Raw genomic sequence first — 18,795 nt, 5'->3', positions numbered from 1 at the left:
TCGGCCTCGGTGGCGCGGATGTCTCCAGCTCCGCACGCTGCCAACTCATGCATGTCCGGCCCCTGAAGGCATGCTGTCATGTGCACGCAAGTCGATGCGTTATGGCTGCGTACAGGAACGGGGTCGGTGTCGCGGCCGTAGACTTACCATGATCGTTCTGCAATTCTTCGATATCTCAGCGCAATTAGCTAACTCACAGGTTGGACGACCCCATGAGAAAGCACCGCTCGAGACATCGGCCCACCGTCGCCGCCCTCGCCACCGGACTGCTCCTGTTCGGCCTCCCCGCCCTCCCCGCCGTCGCCGCGGCCGGCTCCGACGCCGCCGCCGGCCGCCCCGCCGCCGCGAGCAGCGCCGCCCCGCGGCACGCCGCGGCGGAGGTCACCGACGGCGACCAGGAAACGTACTGGCAGAGCCGGGGCACCGGCGCACAGTGGGTGCAGACAGACCTCGGCCGGCAGGCGCGCGTCGACGAGGTCGTGCTGCGACTGCCCGCCGACGCCGCCGCGCGCAAGCAGACGCTCGCCGTGCAGGGCAGCGCCGACGGCACCACCTTCCACACCCTCTCCGCCGAGCACACCCGGGCCTTCCGCCCCGCCGCGGACAACACCGTGACCGTGCGCTTCCCCGCCTCCCTCACCCGCTACGTGCGCGTGCAGTTCGCCGGTACCACCGCGGAGCGCCCCGCCCGCCTCGCCGAACTCACCGTGCACACCGCCGCGGACGGCGCCGCCGACCTCGCCGCGGGCCGCCCCCTCCAGGCCAGCAGCCACACCGGCGACCGGACCGCCGACCGGGCCGGCGACGGCGACCGCGACAGCTTCTGGCAGAGCGGGAAGAGCAAGCGCGAGCAGTGGCTGCGGACCGACCTCGGCGCCACCGTCGGCATCGACCGCGCCGTGCTGAAGCTCCCCGAGGGCGGCGCCGCCCGGGTGCAGAACCTCAAGCTCCAGGGCAGCACGGACGGCCGGGAGTTCACCGACCTGACCGCCGCCCGCGACATCGCCTTCGGCGCCGCGGAGGGCCACAGCGCGACCCTCTCCTTCGACACCGCCGTCACCCGCCACGTACGCGTCGTCTTCACCGCCGGCACCGGCAGCGCCCGGCTGGCCGAACTGGAGGTCTACGGTCCGGCCGAGGGTGACACCCGGCCGCCCGGCACCCCCCGCGACCTCACCCGCACCGCGCTGCCCGACGGCCGCGTCCAGCTCGACTGGCGGCCCCCGGCCGGCGGCGCGGACGACGTCGACGGCTACGACGTCTACGCCGACGGCCGGCTGCGCACCGGCGTCGGCGCCGACGTGACGACGTACGTCGACACCCCGGCGCCCGGCGATTCCGTCACGTACCGCGTACGCGCCCGGGACACCGCCGGCAACCAGTCACCCGACAGCGCCAAGGTGACCGTCCGGGCCCGCCCGGCCGCCACCGCCGCCGCCACCGAGCCCGCCGCACCGGACCCCGGCACCGCCGCCGCGACCGCGGCCGCCGCCGATCCCGACCTGGCCGGGGGCAAGCCGATCACCGCCTCCTCCCACGTGCACAACTTCGTCGCGGCCAACGCCAACGACGGCAACCGGGGCACCTACTGGGAAGGCGCCGGCGGGGCCTACCCCGGCACCCTCACCGTCGAACTCGGTGCCAACGCCGACGTCAGCGCCGTCGTCGTCCAGCTCAACCCCGACCCCATCTGGGGCCCGCGCACCCAGACCTTCTCGGTCCTCGGCCGGGAGCAGGACGCCACTTCCTTCACCACCCTCAAGGCCGGCGCCCAGTACGCCTTCGACCCCGCCACCGGCAACAGCGTCACCGTCCCCGTGACCGGCCGCGTCGCCGACCTGCGGCTGTCGTTCACCGCCAACACCGGCGCCCCGGCCGGCCAGGTCGGCGAACTCCAGGTCCTCGGCACCGCCGCGCCCAACCCCGACCTGGAGATCACCGGCCTCACCCCCACCCCCGCGAGCCCCGACGAGACCCAGTCCGTCACCCTCGCCGCGACCGTGCACAACGCCGGCGAGGAGCCCGCGGCGGCCACCGGCGTCGACTTCCTGCTCGGCGGCGAGCCGGCGGGCACCGCCGACGTCGGCACGCTGGCCCCGGGCGGCACACGGACCGTGACCGCGAACACCGGGGCGCACGACGCCGGCGAGTACGCACTCGCCGCCGTCGTCGACCCCGACGACACCGTCGTCGAAGAGGACGAGGGGAACAACGAGTACACCGCCCCCACCCCGCTCCGCGTCTCGCCCGTGCAGAGCAGCGACCTCGTCGCCGCCTCCGTGGACTGGACGCCCAGCTCCGCGACCGGCGGGGAGAGGGTCGACTTCTCGGTCACGCTGAAGAACCAGGGCACCCAGGCGTCGGCGAGCGGCGGTCACCCGATCACCCTCACGCTGCGCAACGCCTCCGGCGGCACGGTCACCACGCTGAACGGCGCCCACAACGGCACCATCGCCGCCGGCGCCACCACCGCCCCGGTCGGCCTGGGCAGTTGGACGGCGGCCAACGGCTCGTACACCGTCGAGGTGACGGTCGCCGCCGACGCCAACGAGGTGCCGGTCAAGCGCGAGAACAACACCAGCACCGAGTCGCTCTTCGTCGGCCGCGGCGCCGACATGCCGTACGACACGTACGAGGCCGAAGACGGCGCCGTGGCCGGCGGCGCGCAGGTCGTCGGCCCGAACCGCACCATCGGCGACGTCGCGGGCGAGGCGTCCGGACGGCGCGCGGTGACCCTCGACCAGACCGGCGAGTCCGTCGAGTTCACCACCAGGGCCAGCACGAACACCCTGGTCACCCGGTTCTCCATCCCCGACGCCCCGGGCGGCGGCGGCATCGACGCCACCCTGAACGTCTACGTCGACGGCACCTTCCACAAGGCCATCAGCCTCACCTCGAAGTACGCCTGGCTGTACGGGGCGGAAGCCGGCCCGGGCAACAACCCCGGCGCCGGGCCCGCGCGGCACATCTACGACGAGGCGAACCTGATGCTGGACAGGACCGTGCCCGCCGGCAGCAAGATCCGGCTGCAGAAGGACGCGGCCAACACCACCAGCTACGCGATCGACTTCGTCAGCCTGGAGCAGGTCGCGCCGAAGGCCAACCCGGACCCGGCCGCGTACACCGTGCCCGCCGGGGTCACCCACCAGGACGTGCAGAACGCCCTGGACCGCGTGCGCATGGACACCACGGGACAGCTCAAGGGCGTCTACCTGCCGCCCGGCGAGTACCAGACGTCGGGCAAGTTCCAGGTGTACGGCAAGCCGGTGCAGGTCGTCGGCGCCGGTCCCTGGTACACCCGCTTCCACGCGCCCTCGGGCCAGCAGAACACCGACGTCGGCTTCCGCGCCGAGCAGGCGGCGGCGGGATCCTCCTTCCGCGGCTTCGCCTACTTCGGCAACTACACCAGCCGTATCGACGGCCCCGGCAAGGTCTTCGACTTCCAGAACGTCTCGGACATCACGATCGACGACATCTGGAATGAGCACATGGTCTGCCTCTACTGGGGCGCGAACACCGACGACATCACCATCGGGAACTCCCGCATCCGCAACTCCTTCGCGGACGCGATCAACATGACGAACGGCAGCACCGGCGCCCACGTCGTCAACAACGAGTCCCGCGCCACCGGCGACGACAGCTTCGCGCTCTTCTCCGCGATCGACGCGGGCGGCTCCGACATGCACAGCAACGTCTACGAGAACCTGACCTCGCTGCTCACCTGGCGGGCCGCGGGCATCGCCGTCTACGGCGGTTACAACAACACCTTCCGCAACATCCGCATCGCCGACACCCTCGTCTACTCCGGAGTCACCGTCAGCTCGCTGGACTTCGGCTACCCGATGAACGGCTTCGGCACCCAGCCGACGACCCTGGAGAACATCACCATCGAACGCTGTGGCGGGCACTTCTGGGGCGCGCAGACCTTCCCCGGCATCTGGCTCTTCTCCGCCTCGAAGGTCTTCCAGGGCATCAGGATCAACAACGTCGACATCACCGACCCGACGTACTCCGGGATCATGTTCCAGACCAACTACGTGGGAGGCCAGCCGCAGTTCCCGATCAAGGACACGATCCTCACCGACATCACGATCTCCGGCGCCCGCAAGAGCGGTGACGCCTTCGACGCCAAGTCCGGCTTCGGCCTGTGGGCGAACGAGATGCCCGAGGCGGGGCAGGGCCCGGCCGTCGGTCAGGCCACGTTCCGCAACCTGACCCTGAGGAACAACGCGCAGGACATCAAGAACACCACGTCCACCTTCACCATCGACATCCAGCCCTGATCCGCGGCCCCTCGCGGACAGGCGCCCCGGCCGGAGCCCGATGCCCGGCCGGGGCAGGCGAATCCGCCGTTCTCGTACCTCATCCGCCTGACCGCCCGCACCTCCGCCACCGCGGGGCGCTGCCCCAGCGGCGCCTCGGCGACGCCGCACGCGGCGCCCCGGTGGCGGGCGGAAGGTTCCGGGAAACGGCACTTCTGACTATTGGGCGCCTTGATCCCGGTTCGCCATGGGGTCCGTGCCCGTGTCCCGGCGCGCGGCGGGCCCCGTATGCCTGAACGGTCATCGACGCAGGTGGCCGGATTCTGACCAGGCGCGGGCGGACCGCTTCGCAAGAGCGCTACTGACGCGTAGTCTTCTGTTCGGGCCCCGTTGTTCCCCCGGCAGCGGGGCCCATGACGTGCCCCGCCGCCGTGCCCGTACGGGTACGGCGGCGGGTGAACAACCGGGCGCTCAGCGCGGCTTGAGCGGCGTCGGCGGCAGCGGCGGCGCCTCCAGCCGGGGACCTTCGTAGCCGTGGACCTCGCCGAAGCCGGTGCCGCTCATCCACTCCGTACGGGCCCGGTCGATCTCGTCGTGGTGGCGGCCCACGAAGTTCCACCACATCACCAGCCGCTCCGCGAACGGCTCGCCGCCCAGCAGCATCAGCGAGCTGTCCACGTCGGCCCGCAGCGGCAGCTCCGTACGGCCGCAGCCCAGGTAGACCATGGACTCCGGGGCGAGGCGCAGCCCGTCGACCTCCGCCTCGCCGGACATCGTCAGCGCCGCGTACTCGTAGTCGGGCTCCACCGGCAGCCGCGCCTCCGTGCCCGCCGCCAGGGTGACGTCCGCACCGACGATCGGCGTGTACGTCGTCCCCGGGGACGCCGCGCCGGCCAGCTCGCCGAGGATCACCGTCGCCGACAGGCCGCCGCCGGCCACGTGCGGCAGCTCCGCGTGGTGCTCGAAGGCGGGCGCGGTGGCCCGGTGGGCGTCGGGGAGCGCGACCCACAGTTGCGCGCCGTGCAGCATCCGCGAGTGGTCGCGCGGCGACTCCTCCGAGTGGGCGATGGCCCGCCCCGCCGTCATCAGCCCCAGCTCCCGCGGCCGCACCGTCTGCAGGCTGCCCAGGCTGTCGCGGTGCAGGACCTCGCCGTCGTGCAGCCAGCTCACGGTCTGCAGCCCGGTGTGCGGATGCGGCGGCACCTGCATCCCGGGCTCGCCCGCGATGTCGTCGGGGCCGTAGTGGTCGACGAAGCACCAGGCGCCGACCATCCGCCGGCCGAGGTTCGGCAGCAGCCGCCGCACCACCGTGCTCTCGCCCAGCGGCATGTGGCGCGCCTCCAGCACCTCGCGCACCGGCTCCGCCGTCACGTCCGCCCGCCCGCCGCAGGCGGCGACCGGGGGCTTCATGTCCAGATTGCTCATGGTGCCCATGGTAGGGAAAGCACCCTTGAACTGCGGTGATGTGAGCATCCTGGCGGGCGCCGTGAGTCGCTGGGACTTCTCGGGGACATTCGGCACCTTGGACGGGCCCCGGGCGATGACCGACGGGTTCCGGGGCCGCACGCGGCACCGGAGCCCACACCCCGTCCGGTCAACGCGCCCTGCCGCGTGGCCACAGCACTCCCTGCGGGGTGCGGACGGCGACCCACTGCCCCTCTGCGGGCAGGCCGATGACATCGACGGGCCGAGGAGTGCCGTCCGGTGCGTCAAAGGGAGGGAGGCCCTGCTTGATGCGGGGGATGTAGGAGTCGAGGAGCGGGATCGACAGGTGGAACTCGGGCTCGCCCTCGGACCGCACCTGCGCGTGTACTTCGGTCGCACGGGCCGGGGGTATCGCGAGCCCTGCCCCTGACGGAGCGTAGTCCTCGTCCACGTTCACGGTCATGAGCATACGAGTGACGGGGAGCACGGGCAGCAGCAGGAAGCGGCGCATGCGGAGAAACGCCCATCGTTCTCTGGCTCTTCGGAAGAAGAGCGTGACTCCCCCCAAGAGGATGACGAAGGCGCAGAGCGTCAGCGGATTGGTGAGGGCACGGCCCAGCCCCGTACTTCCGGCCAGGACGACGGTCGCCACCGCGGCGGCATCGAGCAGGAGCCACCGCAGTGCTGACCAGTGCGATCTGGCGAAGCTCTCGTAGGCTTCGTCCGCGTCGACGAGAGCCGCGTGCGTCCCTCGCGGCTGCGTGGGCTTGGCGGACGTCGGCCAGCCGCCGGTACCGGTGGACCGGCGGAATGCGCGCAGCCGGCTCGCACTCCACCGCACGGTTCCCGACCCGTCGGGCAGGTGGAACAGGGCGTCGCCGTTCTCGCCGGGAGCGCTGCGGACGTGCTTGGGCCGCTTCGACAGCACGGCGGTGACCTCGGTTCCCTCACCGGCCGCGATCAGCCTGTCCCGGTGGATGCTCAGCACCGTCGAGGAGCCGGGTAGGAAGACGTGGACCACGCCGGAGAAGTGGCTCTCGGTCCGCGCGCGGACGGTGCGGCCTCGGGGATCCGTGAACACAGGACGCACGTCCACAGCGGCGGGGGGCGCGGACCTGTCCTCGGTCCCGGCCGAGCCGGGCTCCCGCCGCAGCGGCCTGCGTGCCAGCCACACCTGACCGGCCTGCCCGTCGGTCTTCATGAGCGGCTGCTGATGAAGTGCCCTGAGCCGTGCGTGCACGTAGTGGTAGACGTCGGTGACCGTGACGAAGCCGTCGTGGCCCACGGCTCCGTGGCGCAGCCCGGCGACCAGGTGCTCGGTGAAGAGACTGGGCCTGCGTCCCTGACCGTTCTCGTCTCCGCGGTTCTTGCCGGCGGCGCCGTCGTACGACGTCTCGTTCGGCCCGGAACTGGTCATCACGAACCGTCCGTGTCCGGCGAACTGGGCCGCGGGATCGGCGCCCTTGACCGCGGCGGTGCCGCTGAAGCAGCAGTCGAGGATGAGGATGATGGCCCGTGCGGCGCAGTCGTCCATCAGCTCGTTGACGAACGAGTGCCGCAGCGACCGCGTCCGCAGCCACTCATGGCTGGTGTCCCGGGTGCACAGGTGGAGCCGATTGCGCAGGTCGAGCAGTCCGTGTCCGCTGTAGTAGAGCAGTAACTGGTCCTGCGACGACGCCTGCTGGAAGAAGGTGACCAGGGCTTCCGCCACGGTAGGGGAATCGGCGTCGAGGAGCGGCCGCCCCACCTGCCAGGGCAGTCCCACCGTCGGGTCGGTCAGCGCGGCCCGCAGTTCCGACAGGTCGGCCTCGGGACCCTGCAACGCCCGCAGGTCCGGTTCCTCGGGGAAGACCGCGTTGCCGATCAGGAGAGCACGGTAGGAACGTGCCGGCTCACTCACGCGCGTCGGTGTCCCCGCGCTGCTCTTCTGCCCCGTCTCCGGACAGCTCCGTCGTCGCGTGGCCCGCAGCGCGCAGCCCGTGCTCCAGGGCGGCACACAGGGCGGCGTTGTCCCCGTTCTCGATCGTGACCCTGAACTCCTTGGTCTGGCCGTCTGTCTGCCATTGGACGAACGCGGACCGGTCTCTGTCACGGGACACCCAGGCCCTGATGGCCGCGACGACCGCGGTGGTGACGGCCGGTGTGAGGACGACGACCACCTCCAGGCCACCGCCCTTCGCGCCGGGTGTCTCCCGTGTGTGGAGCGCAAGGCGTTCGGCCGTGTGCGCCAGGTCCTGGTGCAGCAGCCGCGTCTGAGAAAGCCAGCGGTCGTCGTCCGGGGCGAATCGATCGCTCCGGGCTACGACGGACACCTCCAATTCAGGCAGTTCGCGCACCTACGCTCCTCCTGTGAGTCGTGGAGCTTGACAGGCCCCCTCTCACGGTACGTCGGGCAGTACGCCGGAACCAGGGACTCACGTGACCGCTGCCTCCGGCGGGACACCAGGGCGACCGCGGTGACGAACCGGTCACCGCCGGCTCGTCGGACCGCCGTTCCGCGTGCCGCGGGACCTACGCGACCTGCGGGCGCGGGCGGCCGGGGTCCGGTGCAGGACCCGGCCGCCCGCGTGTCAGCCGGCGTGGGTCAGGCCGGGGCCGCGACCAGTCGCCACAGGTGGTCCGCGGTGCCGTTGTCGTCGTACTGCACCACCTGCGCGCTGTTCGACGTCGACATGCCGTCCACGCCGAGCACCTTGCCGCTGTGCTCGTTGCGGATGCGGAACCAGCCGTCCGCGTCGGGCACGATCCGCCACAGGTGGTCAGGGGCGCCGTCGTCCTCGTACTGCACGACGGGCGCGCTGTTCGCCGTCGAGCCGCCGTCGACGGCGAGCACCTTGCCGCTGTGGCCGTTGCGGATCACCAGCAGCCCGTCGCCCCGCTCCAGCAACTGCCAGGAGTGGTCGGACGTGCCCGAGTTGTCGAACTGGTGGACCCGCGCGCCGTCCGACAGCGACATCCGGTCGACGGCCAGCACCTTGCCGCTGTGCTTGTTCTGCACCCGGTGGTGCGGGGGCTGCGGGGTCCACGGCGTGCCGTCCGGGTCGGCCGTCGGGAACGCCGTGATCCGCAGCCGGGCCGCGCCCATCGGGATCAGCGTCACCGTCTCCGGCGCCTCCGTACTGCGGGCCGGGCTCTGCTGCAGCGGCGCGACGACGCGCTGCCGGTCGGCCACCCACTCCGGCAGCCGGCGCGCGGGCGCGGTGATGCGCACAGGGGTGTGCTCGTGGGTGAACGGGTCGCCGGTCAGCGGCCCGTCGTCGCGGTGGAACGCGAGGCCCGCCGGAGCGTCGGGGGCCAGGGCGTAGTTCCACGGGGTGGTGGCGTGCACGGCGACGTGCGGGAAGTCGTCGCTGCCGCCGATGCGCTCGTACGACTCGCCGATGCGCAGCGAGTACGTCAGCGGCCCCCGGTCGACGCTCACCGCGCCGCCGTTGGCGTCCCACACCCGCACCGAGGTGCGCTGCGGCAGCCGCAGCACGACGGTGTCGCCGCTCGCCCAGGTCCGCTTCACCGGGGCGAAGCCCGGCCCCGGAGCCGCCGCCACCGGCCGCCCGTTGACCGTCACCTCCGGCGCGTCGCACCAGCCGGGCACGCGCAGCCGCAGCGTGAAGGGCACCTTGCGGGCGGCGCCGATCCGCAGGGTGACGGTCTCGGTGAACGGGTAGCCGGTCTCCTCGGTGATCGTCACCTCGGTGCCGCGCACCTGGGTGCGCACCTCGCACGGCGCGTACATCGCCGCCGCGAGCCCGCCGTCCGGCGTGCTCAGCCACAGCTCCTCGGTGAAGTACGGCCAGCCCATGCCGTAGTTGTGCGGGCAGCAGCGGTACTGGTCGACGCCCGGCTGGAACGACTGCATCGCGAAGCCGTTCTGGAACTGGCCCTCGTTCTTGCGCACGTCGTCCAGGTCGATCGAGTTGGCGCTCGTCACGTAGTGGACGCCGCGGCCCGCCGGGTCGGTGGCGGCGGACAGCAGGTTGAACGCCAGCTCCTCGCAGCGGTCGGCCCACAGCGCGTCGCCGGTGATCCGGGTGAGCAGCTCGTGGCTGGCCATGAACTCGACGATGCCGCAGGTCTCGAAGCCCTGCCGGGGGTCGCCGAAGCCGGGCCTGGCGTTCTCGTCGCCGGCGAAGCCGCCGCCGGGGAACTGCCCGTACTCCGCGAGGATCCGCTCGTAGCCGCGGTACGTCGCCCGGGTGAGGGCGGCGTCGCCGGCGCGCAGCGCGTACTGCGCGGGCTCCCGGAAGCCCTGGGCGACGTTGACGTTGTGCAGGTCGGGGAAGTTGTCCACCCAGTTCCCGCCCCACCGGTGCATCTTGTCCGTCAGCTCCAGCAGGAAGTCCTCGCCGGTGCGGGCGTGCAGCCAGTACGCGATGTCGATGCCGTCGCCCCACCGCTTGGACACCCAACTGGAGTCGAACGCGCCCTTGCCCTGCGCGTTCATGTACCGCAGGAAGGGCAGCACGAACGGCACGATCCGCTCGTCGCCGGTGAACTCCTCGTGGCTGCGCAGCGCCTGGAGCAGCGGCAGGTACGGCCAGAAGTCGGGGCCGCCGTTGAGCGCGGTGCGCAGCCGGGTGGGGCCGAAGAAGCCGTCGGGCTGCCCGGTGGCGAGGATGGCGTCGATCCAGCGGCGGGCGGTGGCCTGCGCGGCGGCGTCGCCGGTGAGCGCGGCGAGCGAGACATAGCCGCGCAGCCAGTACGTGACCTCCTCCCAGCCGGCGCGGTCGGGGTGCACCCAGCCGGAGCCGTCGTAGTCGAGGAAGTGGGAGATCCGGTCGTAGCGGCCGAAGAGCCCGCCGAGGAGGGTGCCGAGCTGCCCGGCGAGCCAGCCGCGCGCGGTGACGCTGCCGAGGGGCAGCTTGCCGAAGGCGGCGGCCGCGTACGGGGTGGCGGCGGCCCTCCCGGCGGTCGGCCCGTACGCGTGGGCCGGGAGGCCGGTGGCGCCGAGGGCGAGCGCACCGGCCCCGGCGGCGGAGGCGTGCAGGAAGTGGCGGCGGTTCAGCGGAGGAGGCATGTCGGGTCCCTGGGTTCCTGGAAGGTGAGGGGGTGCCTGGTGCCTGGTGCTCGGGGGTGCCCGGCGGTTACCGCCGGGGCACGCGGGGCCCGTCCCCGGTCCCGGCCGCGGCGGGCGCCGCGGCCGGGGTGCGGGGAACGGGTGGTGCGTCAGGAGGCGTCGCAGGTGAGGGTGTTGTCGGCGGCCCCCTCGATCAGCGCCTCATGGGCGGCCCTGATGCGTTCCACATCGGGCTTGAGGACCTTGCGGTCGTAGGTGAGCAGTCCGTTCAGCTCGCCCTCCACATCCGTGATCTGGGTGTAGACGGCGCCGCTGCTGCCGTTGCAGGCGGCGAACCGTTCGACTTCGGCCAGCTTGATGAGGTACTCCTCGGTGTACGCCTCGCGGTCGACGCCCACGTAGGTGTGCCGCACCGGCCAGGCGTGGCCCGGGATGGCCAGCCCGAGGCCGCCGTATTCGCCGCTGACGAGCGCGCGTGTGCCGTCCGGCTTGGGCAGTTGGGCGCTCGGATAGCCGTGGGCGTCGGAGATGTCGCCGTTGCCGCCGTCGACCGCGCCGCAGCAGTTGTGGCCACTCATGTTGTTGACCAGCCGCGTCGGGTCCAGCTCCTTGGCGTAGTCGGCGATACGGGCCTGGTCGTACTGGCCCCAGCCCTCGTTGAACGTCACCCACATGACCACCGACGGGTGGCTGTCGTGCTGCTCGATCATCTCCTTCAGCTCGTGCTCGAACTGGGTGCGGGAGTCTTGCGAGGGCGTCTTGGTGTTCATCGACGGCATGTCCTGCCACACCAGCAGGCCCAGCTTGTCGGCGTGGTAGAACCACCGGTCGGGCTCGACCTTGATGTGCTTGCGCACGGAGTTGAAGCCCATCTCCTTGTGCATCTCGAGGTCGTACTTGAGCGCCTCGTCGGTGGGTGCGGTGTGGATGCCCTCGGGCCAGAAGCCCTGGTCGAGGGTGGCCATGGCGAAGACCGGCTCGCCGTTGAGCGTCATCCGCTGCTGCCCGTCGATCGTCTCGACGCCGACGGTCCGCATGCCGAAGTAGCCGCGCACCTGGTCCGCCGAGGCACCGCGGCCGACCGTCACCTTCAGGTCGTACAGGTGCGGGTCGTCGGGGGACCACAGCTTCGGGTCGGGCACGGGCACGGTCAGCGGCTCGCCGGTCTTCCCGGTGGCGGTGCCGACCTCGCGGCGGCCGTCGTACGCGGTGGCGGTGACCGGCACCCCGTCGCGGACGCCGCGCACCTGGACGGCGGCCTGCTCGCCGGCCACGTCGGAGGTGATCTTCAGGTCCTCGGCGCGGTCGGTGGGCACCGGCTCCATCCACACGGACTGCCAGATGCCGGAGGAGGAGGTGTACCAGATGCCGCTGGGCGACAGCCGCTGCTTGCCCATCGGCGGGTTCTCGCCGTCGGCGGAGTCGGTCGGGTCGTAGACCCCGACGATCAGCTCCTGCTTGCCGCCGCCGCGCAGGGCCTGGGTGACGTCGGCGCTGAACCGGTCGTAGCCGCCCTTGTGGGACGCGACCTGCTTGCCGTTGAGCCAGACGTCGGCCTTCCAGTCGACAGCGTCGAAGTTGAGCTGGAGCCGCTCGCCGCGCTGGCCGACGCCCCAGTCACGCGGCACGGTGAAGGTGCGCTTGTACCACATGCGCTCCTCGTGCCGCTGGACGCCGGACAGCTCGGACTCGACCGGGTAGGGCACGACGATCTTCTCGTCCAGCGTGCGGCCGAACGGCGGGCTCTCGCCCTCCGAGGCGCCGGCGAACTGCCAGGTGCCGTTGAGGCTCTGCCAGTCCTCGCGGGTGAGCTGCGGGCGCGGGTACTCCGGGAGCGGGGCGTCCTCGTCGACGTCGTCGGCCCACTTCGTCCGCAACTGGTACTCGGAGTCGTTCGCCCCCGAGGTCCAGAACTCGCCGATGTCGGAGCCGTCGGCGCCGGTCAGGCCGCCCTCGCCGTCGTAGCGCACGTCGGCGGAGCCGCCCTGGCCGACCACCGGCTCGTCGAGCGGGACGATCAGCCGGGAGGGGTCGTCGGGGTCCAGCTCGGCCGCGGCCCGCGGCCAGTCGGCGCCGCCGATGACGGTCTCCAGATGCTCGTCGAACGTCGCCGGGGGAGCGGCGAGCGGCTGGGCGAAGTCCATGGTCAGCGTGCGGCCGTCGGGCTGCACCGCGACGTCGGTGGGACCGGTGTAGTCGAAGTCCGCGGGGAGCGTGAACGCGGACTGCGGCACGGCCTCCTTCTGGGCGCCGGGCTTGGTCCAGCGCAGGTGGAAGTTCGAGCCGCCGTGGTGCTCGAAGTACTCCACCTTGATGTCGTACGTGCGGCCCGCCTCCAGGGTCACGGGCTGCGAGGTCTGCTCCTTGTCCCAGTCGTCGATCCAGTGGTCGATGACGATCTCGCCGTCCACCCAGAGCCGGAAGCCGTTGTCCGCGCTGACGTGGAAGGTGTGCGCGCCGGAGACCTCGGGGGTGATCCCGCCGGTCCAGCGGACGCTGACATGGTCGGCCTGGCCGGCGCGGGCCGCGAGACGCGGCTCCAGGTTGTCGAAGTCGAGCGACGGGTCGAAGGCGGTGGCCTTCAACTGGTCGAAGTCGAACGCGCCGGGGGCGCTGTGGGTGTAGTACTCGCCCTTGAGGCCGTGGACCTCCGCGGCTGCGCGGGAGTCGGCGGCCTCGGCGGCGGCCGGGCGGTCGGCGCTCGTGGCCGAGAAGCCGGGACCGGCGGGGACCAGGGTCAGGGCGAGTGCCGCGAGGATGGGCGTCGGCCAGCGGAGTAGTCGCCGCCGTACGCGTCTGAGCGAGGGGTGCACGGGTACCTCCGGAAGTCGGAGAATGCGGGTGCTGGGGCTGCCCTTTGCCCCCGGGCGTCTTGTATAACGTTGGAAACAAGGGCAGTTGGCATGACAGCACGCCTCCTGCGTTGTGTCCAGTGCATGACCAAACGGCGTAGGAGGAACGCGTTGAGAGTCAGCCTGAAGGATGTGGCCGAGCGGGCGGGCGTGTCGGTGAAGACCGTCTCGAACGTGGTCAACAACTATCCGCACGTCACGCCGGCGATGCGGGCGCGGGTGCAGCAGGCGATCGACGAGCTGGGTTACCGCCCCAACCTCACCGCCCGCCACCTGCGCAAAGGCCGTACGGGCATCATCGCGCTCGCCGTGCCCGAGCTGGGCAACCCCTACTTCGCCGAGCTGGCGGGACACGTCATCGACGAGGCCGCCCGGCACGACTTCACCGTCCTGCTCGACCACACCCAGGGCCGGCGCGAGCTGGAACTGCTCGTCACCCAGGGCTTCCGGGCCCGGGTGATGGACGGGCTGATCCTCAGCCCGCTGGAGCTGGACACCGAGGACCTGCGCGGCCGGGCCGAGGAGAGCCCGCTGGTGCTCCTCGGCGAGCGGCGCTACGACCTGCCGTACGACCACATCGCGATCGACAACATCGCCGCCGCCCGGCAGGCGGTCGGTCATCTGCTGGACCTCGGACGGCGCCGCATCGCGTTCCTCGGCGCCCGGGAGGACCGCGCCCACCAGCCCGCCCACCTGCGACTTCTCGGCTGGCGGGCGGAGCTGGCGGACCGCGGCGTACCGGTCGACGAGGCGCTGGTGGCGTACACCGAGGGCTGGGAGCGGGCGGACGGCGCGGTGACCATGGCGGCGCTGCTGGACTCCGGGCAGCGGCCGGACGCGGTCTTCGCGTACAACGACCTGATCGCCATCGGCGCGATGCGGGTGATGTCCGAGCGCGGGCTGCGGGTGCCGGAGGACGTGGCGGTGGTCGGATTCGACGACATCACCGAGAGCCGCTACGGGGCCGTCACGCTCACCACCATCGCGCCCGACAAGCGGGCCATCGCCAGGCTCGCGGTGGAGTCCCTCGTCAAGCGTCTCGACGCCGCCCACGGCGACGGCAGCGTGCCCGAGTCGCAGGAGATGCACCCCGCGTTCTCGCTGGTGGAGCGGGAGAGCACGCGCGGCCGCACGAGCGGCTGACCCCCCGTGGAACGCCCCGCCCGGACCACCCCCCGGGCGGGCGCCCCGGCCTGCCCCGCGCCGTGCTGACGGAGCGTCAAGTCCCGTACGGCACACGGGCCTTGGCGATCTTCGCCGGGCAAATCCGTGCTGCGGGAGGTGTTTACAGCGCTCTTCCAACGATGTAAAACATCCCCTGAATTCTTCCGGTCCCGCGCAGCGGCCCGGCCCTCGTACTCCACCGCCCGAATTGGGGTATCACCATGAAGCCGCACGCCCGTACCGCCGCCAGAACACTCCTCGCCGTCGCGCTCAGCGCGAGCCTCGCGCTCGCGGCCGGCTGCGCCAAGTCCGAGGACGACGACGAGGGGAGCACCGGCGCCGCCGCCGGCTCCGAGGAGGCCAAGGGCAGCGAGCAGAAGGTCTCCGGGGGCTCGGGCCCGACCTGTGTGATCGGCGACTACGGCGCCGAGGAGATTGACCTCGCCGGCGCCACCGTCGGCTTCTCGCAGTCCGAGAAGGAAGCCAACCCGTTCCGCATCGCCGAGACCGCCTCGATCAAGGCCGAGGCCGACAAGCGCGGCATCGAACTGCTCACCGCCAACGCCCAGTCGCAGTTCTCCAAGCAGATCAGCGACGTCCAGGACCTCATCGCCAAGGGCGCCGACCTGCTGGTCATCGCCCCGCTGAACTCCGACGGCTGGGACCCGGTGCTGAAGTCCGCGGCGAAGAAGAAGATCCCGATCGTCACCATCGACCGGAAGATCAACGCCGAGCCGTGCAAGGACTACGTGAGCTTCATCGGCTCCGACTTCACCGAGCAGGGCAAGCGGGCCGCGGACAAGATGATCGAGGCCACCGGCGGCAAGGGCGAGATCGCCATCCTGCTCGGTACCCCCGGCAACAACGTCACCACCGAGCGCACCAAGGGCTTCAAGGACCGGATCGCCGAGAAGGCCCCGGACCTGGAGGTCGTCTTCGAGCAGACCGGCGAGTTCGCCCGCGAGAAGGGCCAGCAGGTCACCGAGCAGCTCATCCAGTCCAACCCGGAGATCACCGGGATCTACGCCGAGAACGACGAGATGGGCCTCGGCGCCGTCAACGCGCTCAAGGGCGCGGGCAAGGAGCCCGGCGCCGTCAAGATCGTCACCATCGACGGCACCCGCAACGCCGTCCAGGGCATCGTCGACGGCTGGATCGACTCCGTCATCGAGTCCAACCCGCGCTTCGGCCCGCTGGCCTTCGAGACCCTCGACGCCTTCACCAAGGGCGAGGAGGTCGGCCAGGACATCGTCATCAAGGACAGCGAGTACACCGCCGACAACGCCGAGGCCGACCTCGGCAAGGCGTTCTGACGCCGATGGCCGCAGCGAACGAGCCGCCCGAGCGGCACGGACCGGGCGGGCCCGCCGGGCCCGCCCGGTCCGCCGGGCCGCACCCGGCGGAGCCCCAGGAGGTCACGGACGCCGAGGACGCCGCCCGTGACCGCGCCGACGACACGGCGGAGCGCCCCGCCGTCCTGGCCGTACGCGGCCTGACCAAGCGCTTCCCCGGCGTCCTCGCCCTCGACGGCGTCGACTTCACCGCCCGCGCCGGCGAGGTGCACGCCCTCGTCGGCGAGAACGGCGCCGGGAAGTCCACCCTCATCAAGGTCCTCACCGGCGTCTACCAGCCCGACGAGGGCGAGCTGACCTACCGCGGCGAGCGGGCGTCCTTCGCCACCCCGCTCGCCGCCCAGCAGGCCGGCATCTCGACCATCTACCAAGAGGTCAACCTCATCCCGCTGATGAGCGTGGCCCGCAACCTCCTCCTCGGCCGCGAGCCGCGCCGCCGCGGCGGCCTCATCGACTTCGGCCGCATGCACCGCGAGTCCGAGCGCATGCTCCTCGACTACGGCGTCCGCGTCGACGTCCGCCGTCCGCTGGCCGAACTCGGCGTCGGCGCACAGCAGATGGTCGCCCTCGCCCGCGCCGTCTCCGCGTCCGGCCGCACCGACGTCGTCGTCATGGACGAGCCCACCTCCTCCCTCGAACCCCGCGAGGTCGAGACCCTCTTCGGCGTCATCGGCCGGCTGCGCGCCGACGGCGTCGCCGTCGTCTACGTCAGCCACCGCCTCGACGAGCTCTACGCCGTCTGCGACGCCGTCACCGTGCTCCGCGACGGCCGCGTCGTGCACACCGGACCGCTCGCCGGGCTCGACCGGCTCCGGCTGGTCTCCCTCATGCTCGGCCGGGAGATGGGCGAGGTGCGCGCCGAGGGACTCACCAAGTTCACCGGGGACCACGGCACCGGTGCCGAGCCGGTGCTGCGCGCCGAGGGCCTGACCCGCCGGCACGAGCTGCACGACGTCTCGCTCTCCGTCCGCCCCGGCGAGGTCGTCGGCCTCGGCGGACTCCTGGGCTCGGGACGTACCGAGACCGCCAAGGCCATCGCCGGCGCCCTCCCGCTCGGCGCCGGCCGCGTCACCGTCGCGGGCGCGCCCGTACGCACCGGCTCCACGCCCGCCGCGATCCGCGCCGGCATCAGTCTGCTGCCGGAGGACCGCAAGTCCGAGGGCATCGTGCCGGGGCTCTCGGTCCGCGAGAACATCGCGCTGGCCGCGCTGCCGCGCATGTCCCGCTACGGGCTGGTCTCCGAGGCCCGGATCGACGCCGTCGTCGAGACGTTCGTCAGCCGGCTGCGCATCAAGGCGGCGAGCCCGCACCAGAAGGTCGGCGAACTCTCCGGCGGCAACCAGCAGAAGGTGCTGCTGGCCCGCTGGCTCGCCATGCAGCCCAAGGTGCTGCTGCTGGACGAGCCGACGCGCGGCATCGACGTCGGCGCCAAGGCCGAGGTGCAGAAGCTCGTCGACGAACTCGCCGAGGACGGCCTCGGCGTGCTGCTGATCTCCTCCGACGTGGAGGAGCTGATCGAGGGGTCCGACCGCGTGGTGGTGCTGAGGGACGGCGCCGTCGTCGGCGAGCTGACCGGCGACGACGTCACCGAGGACAGACTCATGGAGGCCATCGCGGCCGCCGCCGAGCCGGGCGGGGACCCGGACCCGGCGCCCCGCGGGGCGGGTGCGGAGGCGGCCGGCCATGGCTGACCTCACGCTGCGCCGCGCGCTGCCCGCCGACCGCGAGCGGGTGCTGCGCTGGCTCCAGGAGTACGGCGTCTACGCGGGCGTCGCGCTCCTGCTCCTCGTCAACATCGCCTTCACCCCCCACTTCCTCTCCGCCGAGAACTTCCGCACCCAGGCCGTCCAGGTCGCCCCCGTCGTCATCGTCGCGCTCGGCATGGCGCTGGCGATCGGCAGCGAGGGCGTCGACCTGTCCGTCGGCTCCGTCATGGCGCTGTCCACCTCGCTGGTCGCGCTCTACATGGGGTACGGGCCGTGGATCGCGCTGATCGTCGCGATCGCCGGCGGGGCCGCGGTCGGCCTGGCCAACGGCTCGCTGATCGCGTTCATCGGGGTCCAGCCCATCGTCGCCACGCTCGCGCTGATGGTCGGCGCCCGGGGTCTCGCGCTGGTGCTGCTGCCGCAGTTGGAGGACATTCGCGACCCCGGCATGGCGACCCTCGGCTCCGGCGAGTTCGCCGGCGTGCCGTACGTGGTGCTCATCGCCGTGGCGCTCGCGCTCGTCGTCGCCTTCGTCGTCCGCCGCACCACCTTCGGCCGCCAGTTGCTCGCCATCGGCGACAGCCGCCCCGCCGCCAGGCTCGCCGGGCTGCCGGTGCGCCGGGTGCTGATCGTGGTGTACGTCGTCTGCGGCGTGCTCGCCGCCGTCGCCGGCTTCCTGGCCACCGCCCGGCTCTCCGCGAGCGACCCCACGTCGCTCGGCAACCTGATGGAGCTGTCGGCCATCACCGCCGTCGTCGTCGGCGGCACCCCGCTCACCGGCGGCCGGGTCCGCATCGGCGGCACGGTGGCGGGCGCGGTGCTCATCCAGTTGCTGACGGCCACCCTGATCAAGCACGACCTGGAGCCGTCGTGGACACAGATCGCCCAGGCCGTGGTGATCATCCTCGCCGTCTACGCGGCCAGGGAGAGGGGGAAGCGGTGATGCCTGTGCGGGGTGGGACCCCGGTCCGCAGCCGGACGGGTGCGGCCGTCGCACCGGGTGGAAGGACCGCGGTCGGC

10 protein-coding genes are annotated in these 18,795 nt (G+C 72.1%); 5 read left to right on the top strand and 5 right to left on the bottom strand.

Annotation, left to right across the window (positions count from 1 at the left end):
* Nucleotides 1–212: 212 nt before the first annotated feature.
* Entirely contained in the window at nt 213–4,283 is a 4,071-nt protein-coding gene (locus DMB38_RS02670; RefSeq protein WP_125933786.1) for a discoidin domain-containing protein, read from the top strand.
* A gap of 450 nt (nt 4,284–4,733) precedes the next feature.
* On the opposite strand, the gene DMB38_RS02665 is transcribed toward DMB38_RS02670, so the two are convergent.
* The 5 genes from DMB38_RS02665 to DMB38_RS02645 all read right to left on the bottom strand — a co-directional run bounded on the left by DMB38_RS02665 (nt 4,734) and on the right by DMB38_RS02645 (nt 13,436).
* A complete protein-coding gene (locus DMB38_RS02665; RefSeq protein ID WP_125933785.1) occupies nt 4,734–5,687 on the bottom strand; it encodes a pirin family protein in 954 nt (317 codons plus the stop codon).
* A 169-nt stretch (nt 5,688–5,856) separates the two neighbouring features.
* Nucleotides 5,857–7,587 carry a caspase family protein gene (locus tag DMB38_RS02660; protein ID WP_125933784.1) on the bottom strand — a complete coding sequence of 577 codons (1,731 nt, stop codon included), beginning with the start codon at nt 7,585–7,587 and terminating at the stop codon, nt 5,857–5,859.
* Nucleotides 7,580–8,023: a hypothetical protein gene (locus tag DMB38_RS02655; protein ID WP_125933783.1), complete on the bottom strand. Its 444-nt coding sequence runs from the start codon at nt 8,021–8,023 to the stop codon at nt 7,580–7,582. The genes DMB38_RS02660 and DMB38_RS02655 overlap by 8 nt, the downstream gene beginning before the upstream one ends.
* Nucleotides 8,024–8,271: 248 nt before the next feature.
* Complete coding sequence (locus DMB38_RS02650) at nt 8,272–10,701, bottom strand: RICIN domain-containing protein (RefSeq protein WP_125933782.1); 2,430 nt, start codon at nt 10,699–10,701, stop codon at nt 8,272–8,274.
* A gap of 149 nt (nt 10,702–10,850) precedes the next feature.
* Nucleotides 10,851–13,436, bottom strand: coding sequence for a PA14 domain-containing protein (locus tag DMB38_RS02645; RefSeq protein ID WP_125938772.1), 2,586 nt, complete (start codon nt 13,434–13,436; stop codon nt 10,851–10,853).
* A 228-nt stretch (nt 13,437–13,664) separates the two neighbouring features.
* On the opposite strand from DMB38_RS02645, the gene DMB38_RS02640 reads away from it, so the two are divergent.
* From DMB38_RS02640 to DMB38_RS02625, 4 genes are all read left to right on the top strand, one after another.
* Nucleotides 13,665–14,696: a LacI family DNA-binding transcriptional regulator gene (locus tag DMB38_RS02640; protein WP_125933781.1), complete on the top strand. Its 1,032-nt coding sequence runs from the start codon at nt 13,665–13,667 to the stop codon at nt 14,694–14,696.
* Nucleotides 14,697–14,938: 242 nt separating this feature from the next.
* A complete protein-coding gene (locus tag DMB38_RS02635; RefSeq protein WP_125933780.1) occupies nt 14,939–16,030 on the top strand; it encodes an ABC transporter substrate-binding protein in 1,092 nt (363 codons plus the stop codon).
* 5 nt (nt 16,031–16,035) lie between these two features.
* On the top strand, nt 16,036–17,760 hold the full coding sequence (locus DMB38_RS02630) for a sugar ABC transporter ATP-binding protein (RefSeq protein WP_125933779.1): 1,725 nt from the start codon (nt 16,036–16,038) through the stop codon (nt 17,758–17,760).
* Nucleotides 17,753–18,718, top strand: a complete 966-nt coding sequence (locus DMB38_RS02625) for an ABC transporter permease (RefSeq protein ID WP_047014608.1) — start codon at nt 17,753–17,755, stop codon at nt 18,716–18,718. Before DMB38_RS02630 ends, DMB38_RS02625 begins: the two co-directional genes overlap by 8 nt.
* The last annotated feature ends 77 nt before the right edge of the window (nt 18,719–18,795 follow it).

The sequence above is a fragment of the Streptomyces sp. WAC 06738 genome, from assembly GCF_003945505.1.
Lineage (GTDB): Bacteria > Actinomycetota > Actinomycetes > Streptomycetales > Streptomycetaceae > Streptomyces.
This window is presented reverse-complemented; position numbering and strand designations above follow the sequence as displayed.